Below are 18,153 nucleotides of genomic sequence, written 5' to 3' on the forward strand. Positions count from 1 at the left end.
TGGTGCAATCAAAATGGTAGATGGACATAAAAGTTTCGACCAGTCGGCGGAAATTGCCCTATTACTGCACATGCCTATTTACTACAGCGGACTCGTTGTTGAAACGACAAACCGATGTAATGCCAAGTGCGCCATGTGTTATCAATCCGCAAGTCCCAAAGGCTCTGAGACGCTAGGTCTTTCAAGCTTGGATACAGATGTGATCCGGAGATGTATCCGAGAAGCCGCTGATATTGAAACCATTGGTTCGCGGTTTCACTTAGCAGGCGGCGAGGCGTTCATGTACTTGGATGATGTATATTCACTCTTTGCCGAGGCGCGCGATGCCGGATATGAACAAATTACCGGAACGACAAACGGCTTTTGGGGCCGCACCCTTCCAAAAGCAAGAGAGGTGTGCGCCCGCTTGCGACAATCCGGTGTAACCTCACTGGAGCTTTCCTGGGATTATTGGCATCAGCCTTTTGTTTCGGGAGATGCCGTCAGCAACTGCCTGATTGCTTGTCAAGAGGTTGAAATTGAAACCAATCTGCGATTGTTGACGACTAAGCTGCACAGCATGGAAGAAGCATTGGCCGCTTTGCGCCCAGAAGCTATTGATGCCGCGTCACGCATGACAAGCGGACCCGTATTCGCAACCGGACGCGCGGCGAAGGAGCTTGATGCGGAGGAATTTTATCATTCCCGTTCTTCGCTTGATGATAATTGCCACCGGGTGCTGAACCTCACTATCAATGCTTTCGGGAATGTTTTCCCCTGCTGTGCCGGCTTTGATCAGACTCGAAACTATATTATGGGAAATGTGAAAGAGGAACGTTTGGATACGATTGTTGAACGGATGAACAACGATCCGTTAGTTCGAAAGATTGTTTTTTCAGGCATTCGTTCATTGGTGCCTATCCTGCAGGAGAGCGGGCACGACATTGACGATCAGTACTTCAATATTTGTCACTTGTGCTACACGATATTCTCCACTCCCGAGTATGTTGAAAGTCTGCAGGAGTACATGGACAACCGCAAGCGGGAGTCGCTCACCCGGATTGTAGCTCAGCTCGAACAAGCAGCAGGCAGTCAGGAAGGACAACGAATATGATGGAACGCAATCAAATCAATTTGTATCAGCACTTGAAATCTGTGGCGATTATGCTTCAGCCCGATGAGACGGGCGACGACTTTCTCCCCGGGAGCGAGCAGTTGATGGACTGGCTTGCCCGTTATGACAACTGGTTCAAGGAATCGGTGGGCATCAACGACGGAGATCGTCCATACACACTGTACAATCGTGAAGTTTCACTGTTCGGTGCAGATCTTCTTTCCGTACCTGATAAGCTGAAGGGTTTGGCAGCTGCATCGATTGAGAAGGGATATGCAATCTCCTTTACCGTAGATATCGTTGATTTATATCGTCAATTCGACGTTGTTCAGTCTTTAAGCAGAGCTTCCTTGTTAAGCTCCCTTGGCATCATCATAGATAACATCGACATATTGGCGGAGCACACCGCTTTAGCGGATTTCATGGAAGAGATCGTAAACTTGCGATTGCCTGTAGGACTCATCGGGCCGGTCTCGTTGCTCAGAAAGCATCAAATGCTGAGTCTGGATACGATGAATGCGACAGACATCACGATATATCCATCAATGGGCGCAACCAGCGCGGAAACACCTTTGATGCCAAACAGCCCTGTTAACAAGTGTGCGAATCGCATCCAGCTTTATATTGACAACGACGGGCATATGTACCCTTGTCTGGGGATGCTTGGCTTGAAGGATTACGCGATGGGCCACATTGAAGATGAGATCAGTGAAACAGCTTTGTCAGGCGGCCATTATAAGTTGAACTTGCCCCAGTTAATGAACAAGGGACCTGATTTGGCAACAGCAACAAAACCACGGCAACGACTGACAACCTTGCCATGGATATGTGAGCAGCACAGGGCGGAATTGCTGGAACATGCTTGATACACAGGATGATCGGCGAGCTCTAATCACGCAGCTAAACAAGATGATTCCCGGTGTGGACTTCAAGCATTTGAAGCAGCTTTCTTCCAATCGGAATATCGTTTATTTGGCCGAAACAGACCATGGTCATCTTGTTTTCAAATTTTCTCCCGATGACCGTTGCGCTTCCCTTCATCGCGAGTACCAGGCTGTAAGTGAATTGTATATGCAGGGTGCTGACGTACCTCGTCCTGTTCAACTTTCTGGTGAAATTGATTTGAAGGTTCGTTTGCATGGCAGCATGCATAGCGGCAGAGTGTATGCGTTTGTAGCGGGCAAAACACTCCTGCCATCTGAAACGGTTTTTTATGAACTGGGCCGCTCCATCGGACAGCTGCACAATGCTTGGAAAACAGAAGAGAAGCCAGCGTGGATGCCGGAAGCAAAGACTTCAGAATTCATTCATCAGCCTCTGGAAGCCATCTCCGAAGTATTCGATGACCGCGATCAATTACGGCATACGGAGCATCTTGCAAGCTCCGTCGCGTCTGTTCTTGAAGCCTATCAAGACAGAGCTCTGGTAGGCTTTACACACGGAGACGCCCATCATTTCAACGTCATACAAGCAGACGACGGCAAGATGGTATGGATTGATATGGAGGATTCAAGCTGGCAATGGCGGGTCTATGATCTGGCTACTGCCATATGGGGGACGTTTGGCAGGGGAGGAACCGCGCCTGTCTGGGATAAACTGATCGCCGGATATACGTCTGTTCGTCCCCTAAGCGATGAAGAAGCCACTCTCATCCGCTTTCTGATATTTGCGCGTCATCTGTGGTGGCTCGGTCTGCATGCCGCCAACTGGAATCGCTGGCCTCAGCGCTACACAAGCGAACAATTTTTTGAATCCGGAATCGGATTGTTGAAGGCCATTGGCAAGGACGTCTGCGGGCTGGACAATTGAAAGGGTCAATCATGCGGCTTAATTTCGTAGAGAAAAAAGCAACCCCGCCGACTATTGGCGGGGTTTGATGATTTCGGTATTGTTTCAGATGCGGAAAAACGCCTTCGTCGTCTCCGTCGCGGCCTTCGCCACCTCATCGTCAGGCTTGCCCATGCACTGTGCCACAGTCTTCAAAATATGCGGCAGGAACGCAGGCTCATTCCGCCCGCCCGCCGGCTTCTCCTTCATATCCCGTGGAGTCAGGAACGGCGCATCCGTCTCGATCATCAGCTTCTCTGGCGGAATGATCCGGACCAGCTCCCTCAGGTGCCTGCCGCGCCGTTCGTCGCATATCCAGCCCGTAATTCCAATGTGGAAGCCCATATCGAGATACGCCTCCAGCTCCGGCCTCGTCCCGGTAAAGCAATGGACGACCGCATGCCGGACTTCATGCTCCTTCAGCATTGCCTTGAAATCCCTGAAGGCCTCCCGTTCATGTAGAAACAGAGGCATATCCAGCTCTAATGCCAGCTCAATCTGCTTAGCGAACCATTCACGCTGGACGTCGCGCGGCGAGAAGTCCCGGTTATAATCCAGCCCGCATTCCCCGATGGCGACAACCTGCGGCCTAGCAGCCAGCTCCCTCAGCTTCGCGATCGTCTCCCCGCTGCAGCTCTTCGCATCGTGTGGATGCACGCCTGCCGTGGCGTACATCTGCCCATTATAACTTCCTGCGTATGTGGCCGCTTCTATACTGCTTCGCAGGTTCGTTCCTGTCAGTATAAGCGAAGCGACTCCATGCTCCGCCGCCTTGGCCACCACCTGCTCACGATCTTGATGAAATGACCGGTGCATCAAATTAACGCCGATATCAATAATTGGATTCCTCATCGATCAATCCTCCTATTCCCTGAATGTCCATTCCGAACTATGCTATTGCCATACTCCCATTATAGCCGTCCGAAAAGCTGCAGATCAGGGAATATTCGATTAGAATACAAACTTGACCGGAATCGCTAGGCACGATAACCTCTCTGTCCAAATTGAAAAATGCCTGGAATCGAATGGAATCGATCCAGACATGTGTATTCGCCTATTCCCCTCTAACCAGCTTCGCTCGCAGCTTGTTGGATACGAATTCGATGATGAGGATGAGCACGACCAATCCGATCAGAATCGCTCCTACCTGATCCCACTTATAGCTCCGCATAGCGAATATAAGCGGAGCGCCGATGCCCCCGGCGCCTACCATCCCCAGAATGGAGGCTTCGCGCATGTTCATATCGAAGCGGTAAATCATGACGGAGGTGAATACCGACAGCAGCTGCGGCACGATGCCGAAGCGAATCTTCTCGAAGGTGGTGCAGCCGAGCGAGGTCATCGATTCCAGCACCCGTGTATCCAGCTCCTCGATCGCATCTGTATACAGCTTGGCCAGCATGCCGATGGAGGTTAACCCGACAGTCAGCACGCCGGCGAACGGCCCTTGGCCGGTCACCCGAATGAACATCAGCCCGTACACAAGCGCAGGAATGGTGCGGATCGTAATAAGCAGCAGCCTCGTCAGCCAAGACACCGGCTTCGGCACGATGTTGGAGGCGGCCAGGAATGCGAGCGGCACGGCTAGCACCGCGCCGACTAGTGTCCCCAAAAATGCGATCGCCAGCGTCTCAACCAGCAGATAGAGTACGCTTTGCTTCGTCACGTTAAATAATAGCGCCGGGTCGGGATGTGTGAGACCATGCAAAATATTTCGCGCGACCGCAAGTCCGCTCTGTTCGATATTATTGAAGTTGACGGCTGTAAGCGACCATAGGAACATCGCTCCAACAATCGTCGCGATCATCGTCATATAGAGCCCGTTGCGCGGCGCATCCAGCAATTGCTTCTCGATTCCATTCATATGCCTGACACTCCCTTAGATGAGCTTCTTGCGGAAATGCTCGCTCGTTCTCTCGATCAGGTAGACGGTTGCGATCAGCACCAGAATAATCATGCCGACGGCGGGATAATCGCGCCAGCCCAGCCCCTCGTTAATGAGCAAGCCGATGCCGCCGGCTCCGACATATCCCAGAATAGCCGCATACCGTACATTTCCTTCGAAGCAATAGAGAGACGTAGAGATATAACCGGGAAGCACTTGCGGGAAGACGGCGAAGCGGAACGCTTGAAGCCTTGTCATGCCAAGCGATTCCATCGCTTCGAAGGCGCCCATATCCACATTCTCAATCTGCTCGTACAACAGCTTGCCCACATAAGAGATTGTGAACAGCATGATGGCTACCGTACCCGCCATCGGCCCAAGACCGAACACGAATGTCGCGATTAGCGCCGTCACTAGGGTCGGCAGCGTACGGAGCAGGCTGAGCGCCGTTTTGCTCACGACGATTGCCAGCTTCGATTGCACGATGTTGGCGGAAGCTGCCACTGCAGCGGGCAATGCAAGCAGTGAACCGAGTAGCGAACCGAGCAGCGACATCTTGATCGTATCCAGCAGCGGCGGCCAGATTCTGGATAGGCTGCTCCAATCCGGCGGGATCATCGCACCCACGATAGTAAAGAATTCATGTATCCTTGTTCTCAGCACGATGAAGCTGAACCCTGTAAATTCCGCCGATACCACCGTGCATACCGCGAGCAGAAGAAGAACAAGCGGGAGACGGGATCGCTTCTGCAGCACAACCTTCCCGTCCGAGAGCGTCAATGTCTTCGGGGGAAACAGCTTATCAAGCATAGGCTACCCGCTCCTCCTGCTCCTTAAGCGCCGCTTCCTCCGCATCCCACTTGCCGCCGTATATGTCTTGCAGAATCTCTTGCGTCACCTTGGCCTTCTCCCCGTCGAACACCACTTCACCCTTGCGTATGCCAATGATGCGATCCGCATATTCCAAGGCCATCTCAACATGGTGAATATTCATAATGACGGAGATGCTCATATCCTTGTTAATTCGCTTGAAGTCATTCATCACCATGCGCGAGGTGACGGGATCAAGCGAGGCGATCGGTTCGTCCGCCAGGATAATATCCGGATTCTGCGCCAGCGTACGCGCCAGAGCCACACGCTGCTGCTGACCGCCGGACAGCTGATCAACACGGATGAACGCCTTGTCCAGAATGCCGACATTATGGAGCGCCTCCAGCGCTTTGATCCGATGCACCTGCGAGAAGACACCGGTCAGCTTCCGCCACAGCGGAAGCTCCGGAACGAAGGAGACCAGCACATTATTAATGACAGTCGTACGGGTCACCAGATTAAATGATTGAAAGATCATGCCAATTCGCCGGCGGAAACGGCGAATATGACGTCCTCTCAGATCGGACACATCGACGTCGTCGACGATGAGCTTCCCGCTCGTTATATCATGCATCCGGTTAATGCACCGGATCAGCGTCGATTTGCCGGCTCCGGACAGTCCAATAACCGCCACGAACTCGCCTTGCTTGATCGTCAAGTTAATGTCCTTCAATGCCGTTGTACCGTTGGCGTACGTTTTATTCACACCGATAAACTGTATCATTAGAGGTATTCAATCCTTTGCATTTGTCCGTTCATTACTTCATGCTGCGAATAAGCTGCTGTGCCTGACGCTCGCCGTCGTAGTCGGCTGGCTGAGCGACTTTATATCCTTCGTGGGAGTAGATCGCGATGACTTCCTTGCCTTGATCCGTCCCGGCAATGGCGATGAAAGCTTCCTGCAGCGCAGCCTTCAGATCGTCCGACATGATCGGAGAATTTTTGCTCACGCTAACCGTATCATTGTAGATGGGCTGTGTGACGGCGATGACATTCGTATCGTCCCATATCGAACCCTTGCCCCCGAATTCGCTCGCCCACTTCTCCTCATTGTCGCGCCGTGCGTCTGCATATACGACGATGACATCGGCTTGTCCTGCGGCCAGACGGGCGAACGAGCTGCCGTAAGAATCCGATTGCGTCACTTGAGCGAGATCCGTCAGGCTCTTGCTATATTTCTCTTGGAGCCACAGTGTCGGGTAGATGTATCCGGCAGAGGAGGAAGTGGACATGACCGCCCAGCTTGCGCCGTTCAACTCTTCCCAAGCCAGCTCTTCGCCGCCGTTCACTTTCGCCGCAAGCGCTTGTCCCTTCGCAGAAGGACCTGCCAGGAACAGCGAGCGGTAATACGAAGCTTGCTTGTCGTCGAGCCCTGTCGTCGGCTTGTTGTCGTTCCAGTCCTTCGCCGCATCCGAATCGTTGGATAACGCTTTGCGGGTAGCGGTCAGGATAACCTCTGCACCGTCATCGTACAGCGTATAAGTGCCGCCCGGGATTAAGCCAACATCCGTCGTGCCCGCACTTAGCGCCTCGCCGACCGCCTCGTATGTCGTACCTACATTTATCTCCACGCTGCCAACGTCGTACCCTTGCGTCGCCAGCTGGTTCTTCAGCATTTCTTTCAGCGGCTCAGTGGTCGTAATAATTTGTTCCGGATCTTTGGAAGGCACGAAGCTGACTTTCAGCACATCGATTTTCTTGCCGGATTCCTCGGCAGGCGCTTCGGTCGGAGCCTTCGTTTCCGCCGGCGGCGTCGATTCGCTTGAGCCCGTATTGGCATTATTGCCGTTGCCGCCGTTGTTCGAGCCGCAGCCAGCCAGCAGAACGATTGCGAGTACGACCGTTAAGAGAGGCATGAGTTTGTTTTTGAGCATGGTTTTCCCCCACCTTGTTTGGATATGATTTCATTTTCAATCGAACACTTCCGCAGTATACACCCCTTTTATTAGCCATTTGTCAAAAGGACGTGAAGAACTTGTAAATTCCTTCCTTATGCATACCATTCTCCCGAACCTGTATGCTAATATTAGAGCAGCTCATGCAAGTCAATTCCGCAAAAAGGAGAGAGCTTATGTCTGTACAACAATGCGAAATTATCTTGCTCGAAACTAGCGACCTTCACGGATTCCTATTGCCTAAAGGCTACGCCAGCCACAGCACAGTCGGGCATGGGCTTGCCCGGGTCGCGAGCATCGTGAAAGAGATCCGCCGGAATCATCCCCATACGCTGCTGATCGATAACGGCGATTGTCTGCAAGGCACTCCGCTGACCTATTACCATGCCAAGATCAACAGTGAACCGCCCAATCCCGTGGTCGCTTGCATGAACGAGCTCCGCTATGATGCAGCCGTTCCCGGCAACCACGAATTCAATTACGGCCTCCCCTACCTGCGCAGTGCGATGAAAGAATCGGTCTTCCCATGGCTGTCCGCCAATACGATCGAAGCTTCTACCGGAAAGTCCATGTTCGGACAGCCTTATATGATTCGCGAGCTGGACAACGGTCTACGAATCGGCGTACTGGGCTTGACTATCTCTTATATTCCGAACTGGGAGCGGCCGCAGCATATCGAGGGCATTCGCTTCGATGATCCCGTTGAATCCGCCCGTTATTGGGTGAATCGATTAAGGAAGCAGGAAGGCGTCGACGTCGTCATCGTGTCGTACCACGGCGGCTTCGAACGCGATCTGACAACCGGGCAATTAACCGAGCCGTTGACCGACGAGAACGTGGGGTACGCCATCTGCGAGCAGGTGGAAGGCATCGACGTGCTGCTCACCGGACATCAACACCGCGCTATTGCAGACTGCACCGTTAATGGAGTCTGTGTCGTTCAGCCCTCCAGCGAGGGGCGTTTCCTGGGAAAAGTGACGATAAAGCTCTCGAAGAACGAGGAGGGCTGGATTGTGGAGCATTGCCGGTCGGAGTTGATCTCTGCCGCCGGCTTCGAGCCGGATGAAGAGATCGTGCGGATTGCCGACGAGGTCGAATCGCTGACGCAAGCGTGGCTCGATCAGCCTATAGGTTACGTAGACGGGGATATGACGATTGATTCGCATGCGGACGTCCGTCTGCGTGAGCATCCGCTGATCGAATTCATCAATCGTATGCAAATGGATGTATCCGGCGCGGACATCTCCAATACTGCCTTGTTCGACAACCAGTGTGCGGGCTTTGGCGAGCGCATTACGATGCGCGACATCATATCGAATTACGTGTACCCGAACTCGCTGAATGTGATTCGTATCTCGGGCAGGGATATTCGGGAAGCTCTGGAGCAATCGGCGAAATACTTCGAGCTGGATGAGAACGGGGAGATCGCAGTTAGTCCGGCCTTCCTGATGCCGAAGCCGCAGCATTACAACTACGATATGTGGGAGGGCATTCATTACACGCTTGACATCTCGCGTCCTGTGGGACAGCGGGTGACCATGCTGGAGCGTGACGGACACCCTCTGGATGAAGATATGACGTACGAGGTCGTCATGAACAATTACCGTTCGGGCGGCGGCGGCAACTTCCCGATGTTCAAGAACAAGCCCGTTGTGAAGGAAATTGCCACTGATATGGTAGAGCTGCTCGCTGATTATATCCGGGAACGCGGCCGCATCGTGTCTTCCGTCAACGACAATTGGCGTGTGATGAGCGGGGGGAACGGAGCTTTTTAGCTCCGCCCTGAGCCTCCTGAGGTGCCACGCCCCGCCATGCCCCGCCATGGGGGCCTCGTCCCAGTGAAAAGTATCCTCCTATTGCTCATTTTGGGCACATAGCCTCATCTCGAGTGCCCCTTCCCCACGAAATTGGCCTCCTATCGCTCATTTTGCTCACATAGACACCATTGGCGGGACGAATAACACTCTCTATCGCTCATTTTGGGCACATAGCCTCATCTCGAGTGCCCCTTCCCCACGAAATTGGCCTCCTATCGCTCATTTTGCTCACATAGACACCATTGGCGGGACGAATAACACTCTCTATCGCTCATTTTGGTCACATAGCCCCATCTCGAGTGCCCCTTCCCCACGAAATTGGCCTCCTATCGCTCATTTTGCTCACATAGACACCATTGGCGGGACGAATAACACTCTCTATCGCTCATTTTGGTCACATAGACTTCAGAAGCAACCGGAACTGCTGCTGAAAGAATACTATAGGGTAGCACAAATTGAACATCCAGGAGTGATGTGAGATGATGGGATTGGGCGGTGATATTTATGACGTTAATCCATAATAGCCATAACAATGAACCTGGTTATCGAATTGGCAGTCGAACTGTAACTAAGGGAGGCAATCGCAAAGGCGCGGGGCGCAAGCCCTGCAATAGACTTTGCGCTTGCATACCCTCATCTCGTCCGCAGCCTTGTTATCGTCTCTCCTTCTATTAATGGTTGTTCTTATCCTGTAAGCATGATGTGGCAAGGAATAAAGAACTTTATAAATGTACGTTTCAAAGGACACGAGCAAGCTATTGAATCGTTCATTGCGAATCGCTATTGGCAGTATTTCTTTCCTTCTCCGGAAAAAGAAGCAGCTCGAAATAAAGTGCTTTCTATCGTCAGGAACCCTAATAACTTCTGCCGATTCCCTCCTAATCTGTCCAAAGCTGCAAAACCTGCTGCCTCTGAACGTTTGCGAGAGATTGAAATCCCGACTCTTATTGTCATCGCTGATCAGGACCATCCGTTTAATATTAGAACAGCGGAAGCCCTTCATAACACTATGAAGCAATCGTCTCATATCATGATTCGCGGCTGTAGCCATCTCCCATTCATTGAGAAGCCGAAAGCCTTCCATGACATCCTTATGGAATTTCTATCTCACCGCAACTCCTCGGAATAAAGCAAGAAAAAAACCATCTTACACAGATGGTTTAAACGTACCGCCGTGATAACAGTAGTAGGTTTCTGCTTCAAGCTCTTTCAGCTTGGCCAGCGACTCCTCCGCCTTCCCGAGATGGAGGCAGAAGTGCGGATTGGCTACCACTAACTCATCCTTATCTTTCACAGCCGCGTCGCCTGTAATGACGCTGTTGAGACTTGGGAAGTACAACGAGATGTGGCCCGATGTATGTCCTGGCGTGGCTAGCACTTTACATTCATTGTCCAGAATCATATCCCCGTCTTGCACCTTGTGATCAACGGGAACATGCTTTAAGCTTTTCAATTGCTGTACGAACCACTTGCCGAACTCAACTTGCTCGGGCGGCATGCTCTCCAGCATGTCTTCGGCTTGGGCCAATCTCTCGGCCCCCACCTGTCCGCTAATTGAGTCGGATTCCACTTCACTTGCTATAATGGCTACCCAAGGGTATTTTTCTTTGAAGTCATGCAACGAACCGATATGATCGTCATCGTAGTGAGTAATGATAATATGTTTTAATTGGCTCATATTATAGCCGTGTCGTATGATTTCATTTTCAATGAGTGTCAAAAATTCGGGATATCCCGTATCCACCAAGGTCAGCTCATCGTTCCGAACAATTAAGCTGGGATAGATGCAATTGATTCCTCCATTGAATTCGAAAGTGATCGGCAGTTCTAAAATCTTCACTAGTCATCTTCCTCTCTGTTGCCCTTAGCTTTGCCCCTGGTGCACTTTATCATGCTGCTGAACGATCTCATTCAGCACACGAATGACTTTCCTGAAGTCTTGTTCGTATCCGACTCCGAATTTGAAGTTAACGCGCCTTTCGTATTGCTATTTTCAATCCTAACACTGATAGCTTCCGGGAAGAAGGCTCAATGTTAAAGCACATTATAGCATATCCTCTGTCGTTTATTGAAGATTTACGGCCAGCATGTCCAAGCATATGCGATATGTCCCAATTACCAAGCTGCCCTATATACGCCGGGCGCACCATGAGAAAAGGCGCATGCTGAGCATGCGCCACAGCCTGTTGAGAAACCTCTCAACAGGCTGTCTTTTTCACATTCCATTTCAGGATATTGTTTTATTGACGCAAGAAAGCTGGAAGAGCATCTTTTTCCCGATCCACTATCTCCTTAATGATCGCATCGGCATCTGCTATGGAGTTCACGAGCGGATCAGTCATCATCGCTCTACGCAGCTTGTCGTAACTCTTCTCCAACACAGCTTCTACTGTTAGTACATGCGTATCCAGAACCAGCTCCTGCATGCCGCGAATACCGCGTGGCATTTCCCCGACAGGATGTCGTTCAATGCCTTCCGTCGTAATTTTACAACAAAGCTCTAGAAATGAATCGTCATTCATATTCGTTACTGCCCCGTTGTTCGTTGTGTTAATATAATAAGATTTGCCCAATCCACCTGCTATATTCTCAATAATATCCGTTGCATGATCGGGTCCAAACTCTTTCATATAATTACTAATCGGCAAAGTACCATCCAAATACTCGTCAATCTGTTGCCACATTTCATCATGGCGCTTATAACGCTCCTCTGTCTCCCAGATAGACAAAGGCGGAATCGCATCTTCCAATTTACCCAGTCCCTGCCAATAACGTACATATTCTTTCGTATGAGCAATACATGTCGGTACATAGCCAAACACCTTGTATAGTTCATAACCTATCGCATCGTTGAAGACCGCCTTCGCTCCGGTGTCTCCACCATCCGTCTCAGTTGCCGCCTTGACTCGAATGGATTCTGCTATAAGCGGTGCGATATCCTTGCCGTCATATTCCGCCTTCAACAACCATGTGAAATGGTTAACCCCGGAAATACGGAAATCGAAACGGTCTTCCACTTCCTTCGTATATTCGTCCTCGTTTTGAATCACTCCTGAACGCAGCAAGTACCTCATTTTGGCATGAGGCATGTGTAGACCATCACATAAAGCGAAGCTTTTCAATTCCGGCGCATAGCGACCCAATGCAATGCCATGGACAGCCGATGGATTAATATAGTTGATGACCCATGCTTCAGGACATAACTCTCTAATATCATCTACACATTCCAGAATGACTGGAAGTTCTCGCATCGTCCGGAATATACCGCCAGGACCAATCGTATCTCCGGAACACATCCGAATCCCGTATTTCTCAGATACTTCACAATCGATGCCTCTATATTTTACAGTATCATTAGCAAAACTAAGGACAACAAAATCCGCTCCCTTAAGCACATCTCTACGATTCGTCGATCCTTCTACTTTCAAATTGGAACCTTCCGCCTCTATAACTTTACCAGCCAATGCAAGCAGTTTAGACAACCGCTCCTCATCTGTATCTACCAAAGCCAACGTGCCCTTGTTCAAATAAGGAGAATGAATCATCTGCCATATGGCCTGTCGACCAAAAAATAAACTCCCCGCTCCAATAATAACAACTTTAGGCTCCGTTATCGTATTTTTACTCAATACTATCTCTCCTTTCGTCTTATCATTAATTTTACAGCCAGAGGAAGTGAATAAAATGGAACAGAGTAACTTCTTGATGTCAAATAGTACGATTATATTGCATTTCCAAATGCTTGTAATACAATAACTTTAATAAAACATGTCTATATAGTATCTAAATCCGGAATAGTACCAAGGGGGAATGAGGCAATGAAACACTTATTTGTAATTGGGGATAGTATCTCCATTCAGTATGGACCGTATCTAAAAAAATTTGTTGATGATCGTTATCATTATGACCGTAAGCGTGGAGAAGCGCAGGCTTTGGTAGATTTGGACACTCCGGTTGGCGCCAATGGCGGAGATAGCCGCATGGTACTGGATTACTTGCTGGGTGAACAGCAGCGAAGCGTAAAGTATGATATCTTATTGCTCAATTGTGGATTACACGATATCAAGACCTCACCCGTTACAAGAGAAAAACAAGTACCGCCCGATAAATATAGTGAAAATTTAAAACAAATCATTCACGTCGCACAGACAATGACAGATTCATTCGTCTGGATACGTACAACAGATGTAATCACAGAAATTCACAATGCTATATCCAAACCATTCAAACGATACCATGAAGATGTTCTCGCCTACAATGCGATAGCGGACGAATTGATGCGCGAATATAACATTCCGATGATCGATCTCTATTCCTTTACCAGCAAGTTTGGTCCGCAAGCCTATTGTGATCATGTTCATTTCACCGAGGAAGTCCGTCATCTGCAAGCAGCATTCATTGCCGGATTTTTAGAGTCGATGGTGCAGACATAGGTCAACAACCGTCTATCATTCCTGCTTGGTCGACTGCAGTAAAGCAAAAAGCACAAGTTCAGGGGCTGGTTCAGCCTCAAAACTTGTGCTTTTTTCATTCGCTCAATAAGCGCTACGGTGAATCATTCATTCCAAATCGGTGGTCGTTTGTTGTATATGGAACAGTAGAGAAAGCTGCTTGGCGAGAAAAAGCGGAGTATAGGGCATATCATTGCGAAGCCAGCAGACAATTGTACCGATGAAAGCGGAAGAACCGTACCAGATTGCAATCTCTCTCGGAACGCTAATAGCCGAAGAGCTTGAGGAAGCGTCTCGCTTGTCGGCTCTGCTGTTGATGAGTTCAACCATCAGATTCATAAGGCGATCAGTGAATACCGGGATGCGCTTTGAGGACAGCAGCACTGTGTAAAATTTAGAATTCTCTGCGATATGCTCGAGCATTTTGAGCAAGATGGACCAATCCATGTCGCCGGTAGGGGACTGATTCGGGACATCGCTTAAAATCCCCTGAATTTCATTACACATGTCATCCGCTATCTTCTCAAGCATATCCGGAATATCCCGGTAATGAAGATAGAAGGTGACACGATTGATCGTAGCACGCTTGGCAATTCGATTCACGGTTATTTTCTCCAATTCAAACTCCTGCAGCAAATCGATAAATGCATCTCGAATCAATTGGCGTGTACGAAGTACTCGCGGATCCGTACGCGGTGATGACATAAGAGATCATTTCCTTTCACCATAAATACTCTGTACGACATTTGAATGATATATAGTATATGATTGTTCGACTAGACGACGGATACCATACGATTGTAAACTAATAGACATTTTTTGAAAAACTGTTGCTTGTGAATGACAGGCATGTTGATTATAATTCTTTACATTAAGTTTATTATACAACAATATGTCTATTAGTTAAATTATGATTTTGAAGGGATTGAGCAAACTGAGTAATCATTCAACGATTGACAGCAGTTCCATTAAGAAAGGCCCCTTATTGTTCGTCATGATTCTAGGTGCATTCATCACCGTGTTGAATCAGACCATTATGAGCGTCGCAACGCCGGAATTGATGATGGACTTCGACATCGCTGCGTCTACAGCCCAATGGCTGACGACCGGATATATGTTAGTAAATGGAGTGCTTATTCCAATCACCGCCTTCCTTATTCAACGGTTCACGACACGAGAGCTTTTCCAGACTTCCATGATCATTTTCCTCGTTGGAACCATCGTTTCGGCTTTGGCGCATAACTTCGACCTCTTGCTGATCGGTCGCCTGATTCAAGCCGCCGGAGCCGGCATTATTATGCCGCTGCTAATGACGGTCGTTCTGACCATCTTCCCTCCCGAGAAGCGAGGGGGAGCGATGGGGATGGTCGGTTTCGCCATTATTTTCGCTCCTGCTATCGGGCCTACACTCGCAGGGTATGTTATGGAACACTATTCCTGGCGGACGATGTTCTATGGAATGATTCCGTTCGCCGTTATCATTATTGCAATTGCCTTCATCTATTTAAAGAACGTATCCGAACGAAGCTATCCCAAAATCGATGTCTGGGGCGTCATTCTCTCGACGATTGGTTTCGGAGCTATCCTGTACGGCTTCAGCAGCGCTGGAAGCAAAGGCTGGACAAGTGCGGAAGTGCTTGTATCCATCACCGTAGGCGTTGTCTCCCTAATCCTCTTCACCTGGCGACAACTGGTCTCCAAGAGCCCGCTGCTTGATCTCAGGGCATTCAAATATGGAATGTTCTCCCTGACAACCGCTATTAATATTGTGGTTACGATGGTCATGTATGCAGATATGATGCTGCTTCCGTTATATTTGCAGAACGCACGCGGATATACAGCTATGGAATCCGGTCTTCTAATGCTCCCCGGAGCTCTTCTGATGGGCTTTATGATGCCTATAACGGGAAAGCTGTTCGATCGATTCGGAGCGAAGTGGCTATCCATTATCGGTATGATTATTACGATCGTGACCACGATTGGCTTTGTGAATTTAACCGATTCCACAAGCTATACGTATTTGGTTCTGATGTCCACGGGAAGACGCTTCGGGATGGCCATGTTCTTGATGCCGATCACGACCGCCGGACTGAACCAACTGCCCGCAAGACTGAACGCGCATGGTACGGCCATCTCCAACACCATTAAACAGGTAGCCGGCGGGCTCGGAACCGCTCTACTTGTCACGGTGATGACAACCAGCACCAAATCTCATCTTACGGACATGATCGCCTCAGGCGGTTCGGGTTCGAAGGATCATATGTTGATAGAGGCAAATATTCAAGGTATCAATGATGCGTACCTTGTCATTATCGGAATCGGAATCATCGGTCTGCTGTTGTCGTTTTTCATTAAACGTACGGAGCAAGCCGAGGATACAGAAGAAGTCGAAGTCATCCTGGACCGAAAACTGATCACTCAATGAATCTAAAAGGCCCGGCGTAAACGGAGGTTCAGATTCATTAACGTTACAACAACATGCGAAAGAGCTTCTCCACTATTCAAGCCGGAGAAGCTCCTTTTTGTGATTTGAGGCTCACAACCCTTTTATTTTGGACTACTTTTGTTGTGGATGTACATGAACATCCATCTGTGGGAACGGTATCGAGATGCCCTCTTCATCGAAGCGCGCCTTAACGGACTCTATAATATCGAAGTGAACGTCCCAATAGTCTTCCGCTTTCGTCCATGCCCGGACAGTGAACATGACTGCACTGTCCGCATGCTCCGACATGCGTACGAACGGCTCAGGGTCCTTCAGCACTTTATCATGCTGCTGAACGATCTCATTCAGCACGCGAATGACTTTCCTGAAATCTTGTTCGTATCCGACTCCGAATTTGAAGTCAACACGCCGCGTGTCCATGACCGAGTAGTTGGTAATTCCCGCATTGGACAAGCTTCCGTTAGGGATATAAATAATCTTATTGTCCGGCGTATTCAGCTCGGTGTACAGAATCTGGATCGCTTTGACCGTGCCGCTGTATCCCGCCGCCTCGATATAATCGCCTGTTTTGAACGGACGCAGCGTCAGCAGAAGCACCCCGCCGGCGAAGTTCGACAGCGAGCCTTGGAAGGCAAGTCCGATTGCGAAGCCTGCAGCTGCGATGACCGCGACGAATGAAGTCGTGTCGATGCCAACAATCCGGATAACCGACAACACTAGCAGAACCTTCAGTATAGCTCCAAGCATCGTAACGAGAAACGGCTTAATGTTGGCGTCCATTTTAGAGTTCTCAATTTTGACTCCAACCCACTTCGTTACCCATTTGATAACAACCCAGCCGACCACCAATACCACAATCGCCAGCGCAATTTTCTGCACATAAGGAAGTACAATGTCCATCCAATCCATGTCTTATCACCCTATTCGTATTACTATTTATGAATCTTGATTGGCAGTTTCCGGAACGGAGCTCCAATGTTAAAGCACATTATAACATATACTTTGTCGATTATTGCAGGTTTGAGGCCATCATTTCCGAACATAGGAGATATGTCCCCCCGGATAGAACGCTTCTCACGCCGTCCATGCGCCCGCCGCACCATGAGAAAAGACGCATGCAGAGCATGCGCCTTTCACAAAGTTCTTGGTCGTTTGTCTTTGATGCTTACCATTCACCAATTTATTACCAACCTGGCGTCTCGTCCAGCCGATAAGCTTGTCTCCTCATCCACATCGTAGCCACCCACTTCTCCCCCTTAATAACCGGTGTGCCTGCGTGTAAAGTAAGCTCGTTCAGTTCATGAGCGCTATAAAAATATTCGAAGTAGACCGCTGTCCCCTTGTTCGGATAGATAGACAGCTTAAGCATGGGAAACGACGTCTCCCCGCCATTCTCTACATCATTCAAGTACATAATTAGCGTGCTAATACGATTGTTGGCGCTCGACCGGCTTGTCGCAGCGAAGTAATCGTAGTGCGGCTTGTACTCCTGACCCGGGGTATAGCGCAGAACCTGCAATCCGTCCCCGTGCACAATGGGAATGTTCATAATCGCGGATATGCGTCTCTCGATCACAGCAACCGTCGCATTCTGTTCGCAAAACACACCGCTGCTCGTTCGCAGCTCGTTCATCTCGCGATTCCCTACGATCTTGGAGCGTTGCAGCGAATCCTTCGAATGCGCTATCAATGCATCGCATTCTTCCTCGCTGAGCACATTCCCCAATACGACAACTAAAGGCTCTTCATACTTGGCGAGAATTCGAATTTCACGATCCGCTGTCCGAATGATATTGCCAGCGTGATCAAATATCGTTCTTTCTTGCTCCATCGCATTCTCTATCATTGTTATGCCGCTCCCATTGTATA

The 18,153-nt window shown here is 49.6% G+C and carries 17 protein-coding genes; 7 read left to right on the forward strand and 10 right to left on the reverse strand.

What is annotated here, in order from left to right:
• The first annotated feature begins 13 nt into the window (after window positions 1–13).
• From M6D81_RS08225 to M6D81_RS08235, 3 genes are read left to right on the forward strand one after another with little or no spacing between them, the layout of a single operon-like run.
• Entirely contained in the window at window positions 14–1,093 is a 1,080-nt protein-coding gene (locus tag M6D81_RS08225) for a radical SAM protein (protein WP_262676372.1), read from the forward strand.
• Window positions 1,090–1,959: an SPASM domain-containing protein gene (locus tag M6D81_RS08230; RefSeq protein ID WP_262676373.1), complete on the forward strand. Its 870-nt coding sequence runs from the start codon at window positions 1,090–1,092 to the stop codon at window positions 1,957–1,959. Before M6D81_RS08225 ends, M6D81_RS08230 begins: the two co-directional genes overlap by 4 nt.
• Before the next feature lie 43 nt (window positions 1,960–2,002).
• Window positions 2,003–2,902: a phosphotransferase enzyme family protein gene (locus tag M6D81_RS08235; protein WP_262676415.1), complete on the forward strand. Its 900-nt coding sequence runs from the start codon at window positions 2,003–2,005 to the stop codon at window positions 2,900–2,902.
• A gap of 84 nt (window positions 2,903–2,986) precedes the next feature.
• Here the strand turns inward: M6D81_RS08235 and M6D81_RS08240 are convergent, their stop codons facing one another.
• The 5 genes from M6D81_RS08240 to M6D81_RS08260 form a co-directional block, all read right to left on the reverse strand.
• Window positions 2,987–3,772 carry a TatD family hydrolase gene (locus M6D81_RS08240; protein WP_262676374.1) on the reverse strand — a complete coding sequence of 262 codons (786 nt, stop codon included), beginning with the start codon at window positions 3,770–3,772 and terminating at the stop codon, window positions 2,987–2,989.
• Window positions 3,773–3,974: 202 nt separating this feature from the next.
• Complete coding sequence (phnE, locus tag M6D81_RS08245) at window positions 3,975–4,784, reverse strand: phosphonate ABC transporter, permease protein PhnE (protein WP_262676375.1); 810 nt, start codon at window positions 4,782–4,784, stop codon at window positions 3,975–3,977.
• A 15-nt stretch (window positions 4,785–4,799) separates the two neighbouring features.
• Window positions 4,800–5,615, reverse strand: coding sequence for a phosphonate ABC transporter, permease protein PhnE (gene phnE / locus M6D81_RS08250; RefSeq protein ID WP_262676376.1), 816 nt, complete (start codon window positions 5,613–5,615; stop codon window positions 4,800–4,802).
• The gene (gene phnC, locus M6D81_RS08255) at window positions 5,608–6,399 is read right to left on the reverse strand and encodes a phosphonate ABC transporter ATP-binding protein (RefSeq protein ID WP_262676377.1); all 792 of its coding nucleotides are present in this window, start codon (window positions 6,397–6,399) and stop codon (window positions 5,608–5,610) included. The genes phnE (M6D81_RS08250) and phnC overlap by 8 nt, the downstream gene beginning before the upstream one ends.
• 34 nt (window positions 6,400–6,433) lie before the next feature.
• Window positions 6,434–7,549 carry a phosphate/phosphite/phosphonate ABC transporter substrate-binding protein gene (locus M6D81_RS08260; protein WP_262676378.1) on the reverse strand — a complete coding sequence of 372 codons (1,116 nt, stop codon included), beginning with the start codon at window positions 7,547–7,549 and terminating at the stop codon, window positions 6,434–6,436.
• Window positions 7,550–7,746: 197 nt separating this feature from the next.
• Here M6D81_RS08260 and M6D81_RS08265 point away from each other — a divergent pair, with 197 nt between their 5' ends.
• Both M6D81_RS08265 and M6D81_RS08270 read left to right on the forward strand, forming a co-directional pair.
• Window positions 7,747–9,345: a bifunctional metallophosphatase/5'-nucleotidase gene (locus M6D81_RS08265; RefSeq protein ID WP_262676379.1), complete on the forward strand. Its 1,599-nt coding sequence runs from the start codon at window positions 7,747–7,749 to the stop codon at window positions 9,343–9,345.
• Window positions 9,346–9,997: 652 nt separating this feature from the next.
• Window positions 9,998–10,516 carry an alpha/beta fold hydrolase gene (locus M6D81_RS08270; RefSeq protein WP_410795706.1) on the forward strand — a complete coding sequence of 173 codons (519 nt, stop codon included), beginning with the start codon at window positions 9,998–10,000 and terminating at the stop codon, window positions 10,514–10,516.
• Window positions 10,517–10,534: 18 nt separating this feature from the next.
• Here M6D81_RS08270 and M6D81_RS08275 read toward each other — a convergent pair whose 3' ends face one another.
• Entirely contained in the window at window positions 10,535–11,227 is a 693-nt protein-coding gene (locus M6D81_RS08275; RefSeq protein WP_262676381.1) for an MBL fold metallo-hydrolase, read from the reverse strand.
• A gap of 400 nt (window positions 11,228–11,627) precedes the next feature.
• Window positions 11,628–13,016, reverse strand: a complete 1,389-nt coding sequence (locus M6D81_RS08280) for a family 4 glycosyl hydrolase (protein ID WP_262676382.1) — start codon at window positions 13,014–13,016, stop codon at window positions 11,628–11,630.
• A 189-nt stretch (window positions 13,017–13,205) separates the two neighbouring features.
• On the opposite strand from M6D81_RS08280, the gene M6D81_RS08285 reads away from it, so the two are divergent.
• The gene (locus M6D81_RS08285) at window positions 13,206–13,820 is read left to right on the forward strand and encodes an SGNH/GDSL hydrolase family protein (protein WP_262676383.1); all 615 of its coding nucleotides are present in this window, start codon (window positions 13,206–13,208) and stop codon (window positions 13,818–13,820) included.
• A gap of 126 nt (window positions 13,821–13,946) precedes the next feature.
• Here M6D81_RS08285 and M6D81_RS08290 read toward each other — a convergent pair whose 3' ends face one another.
• The gene (locus tag M6D81_RS08290; protein ID WP_262676384.1) at window positions 13,947–14,543 is read right to left on the reverse strand and encodes a TetR/AcrR family transcriptional regulator; all 597 of its coding nucleotides are present in this window, start codon (window positions 14,541–14,543) and stop codon (window positions 13,947–13,949) included.
• 289 nt (window positions 14,544–14,832) lie between these two features.
• Here M6D81_RS08290 and M6D81_RS08295 point away from each other — a divergent pair, with 289 nt between their 5' ends.
• Window positions 14,833–16,263: a DHA2 family efflux MFS transporter permease subunit gene (locus tag M6D81_RS08295; RefSeq protein WP_262676416.1), complete on the forward strand. Its 1,431-nt coding sequence runs from the start codon at window positions 14,833–14,835 to the stop codon at window positions 16,261–16,263.
• A 132-nt stretch (window positions 16,264–16,395) separates the two neighbouring features.
• Here the strand turns inward: M6D81_RS08295 and M6D81_RS08300 are convergent, their stop codons facing one another.
• Entirely contained in the window at window positions 16,396–17,193 is a 798-nt protein-coding gene (locus M6D81_RS08300; RefSeq protein ID WP_262676385.1) for a mechanosensitive ion channel family protein, read from the reverse strand.
• A 274-nt stretch (window positions 17,194–17,467) separates the two neighbouring features.
• On the reverse strand, window positions 17,468–18,130 hold the full coding sequence (locus tag M6D81_RS08305) for a 2OG-Fe(II) oxygenase (protein ID WP_262676386.1): 663 nt from the start codon (window positions 18,128–18,130) through the stop codon (window positions 17,468–17,470).
• Between the last annotated feature and the right edge of the window lie 23 nt (window positions 18,131–18,153).

The sequence above is a fragment of the Paenibacillus sp. J5C2022 genome (genome assembly GCF_025567625.1).
Classification (GTDB): Bacteria; Bacillota; Bacilli; order Paenibacillales; family Paenibacillaceae; genus Pristimantibacillus.

Bases quoted from the DNA above. Each gene is read 5' to 3' on its own strand.
- M6D81_RS08235 (WP_262676415.1), top strand. From the start codon at position 2,003: ATGATTCCCGGTGTGGACTTCAAGCATTTGAAGCAGCTTTCTTCCAAT.
- M6D81_RS08300 (WP_262676385.1), bottom strand. From the start codon at position 17,193: ATGGATTGGATGGACATTGTACTTCCTTATGTGCAGAAAATTGCGCTG.
- M6D81_RS08265 (WP_262676379.1), top strand. From the start codon at position 7,747: ATGTCTGTACAACAATGCGAAATTATCTTGCTCGAAACTAGCGACCTT.
- M6D81_RS08230 (WP_262676373.1), top strand. From the start codon at position 1,090: ATGATGGAACGCAATCAAATCAATTTGTATCAGCACTTGAAATCTGTG.
- M6D81_RS08295 (WP_262676416.1), top strand. From the start codon at position 14,833: ATGATTCTAGGTGCATTCATCACCGTGTTGAATCAGACCATTATGAGC.
- phnE (WP_262676376.1), bottom strand. From the start codon at position 5,615: ATGCTTGATAAGCTGTTTCCCCCGAAGACATTGACGCTCTCGGACGGG.
- M6D81_RS08225 (WP_262676372.1), top strand. From the start codon at position 14: ATGGTAGATGGACATAAAAGTTTCGACCAGTCGGCGGAAATTGCCCTA.
- phnE (WP_262676375.1), bottom strand. From the start codon at position 4,784: ATGAATGGAATCGAGAAGCAATTGCTGGATGCGCCGCGCAACGGGCTC.
- M6D81_RS08305 (WP_262676386.1), bottom strand. From the start codon at position 18,130: ATGATAGAGAATGCGATGGAGCAAGAAAGAACGATATTTGATCACGCT.
- M6D81_RS08260 (WP_262676378.1), bottom strand. From the start codon at position 7,549: ATGCTCAAAAACAAACTCATGCCTCTCTTAACGGTCGTACTCGCAATC.
- M6D81_RS08290 (WP_262676384.1), bottom strand. From the start codon at position 14,543: ATGTCATCACCGCGTACGGATCCGCGAGTACTTCGTACACGCCAATTG.
- phnC (WP_262676377.1), bottom strand. From the start codon at position 6,399: ATGATACAGTTTATCGGTGTGAATAAAACGTACGCCAACGGTACAACG.
- M6D81_RS08285 (WP_262676383.1), top strand. From the start codon at position 13,206: ATGAAACACTTATTTGTAATTGGGGATAGTATCTCCATTCAGTATGGA.
- M6D81_RS08240 (WP_262676374.1), bottom strand. From the start codon at position 3,772: ATGAGGAATCCAATTATTGATATCGGCGTTAATTTGATGCACCGGTCA.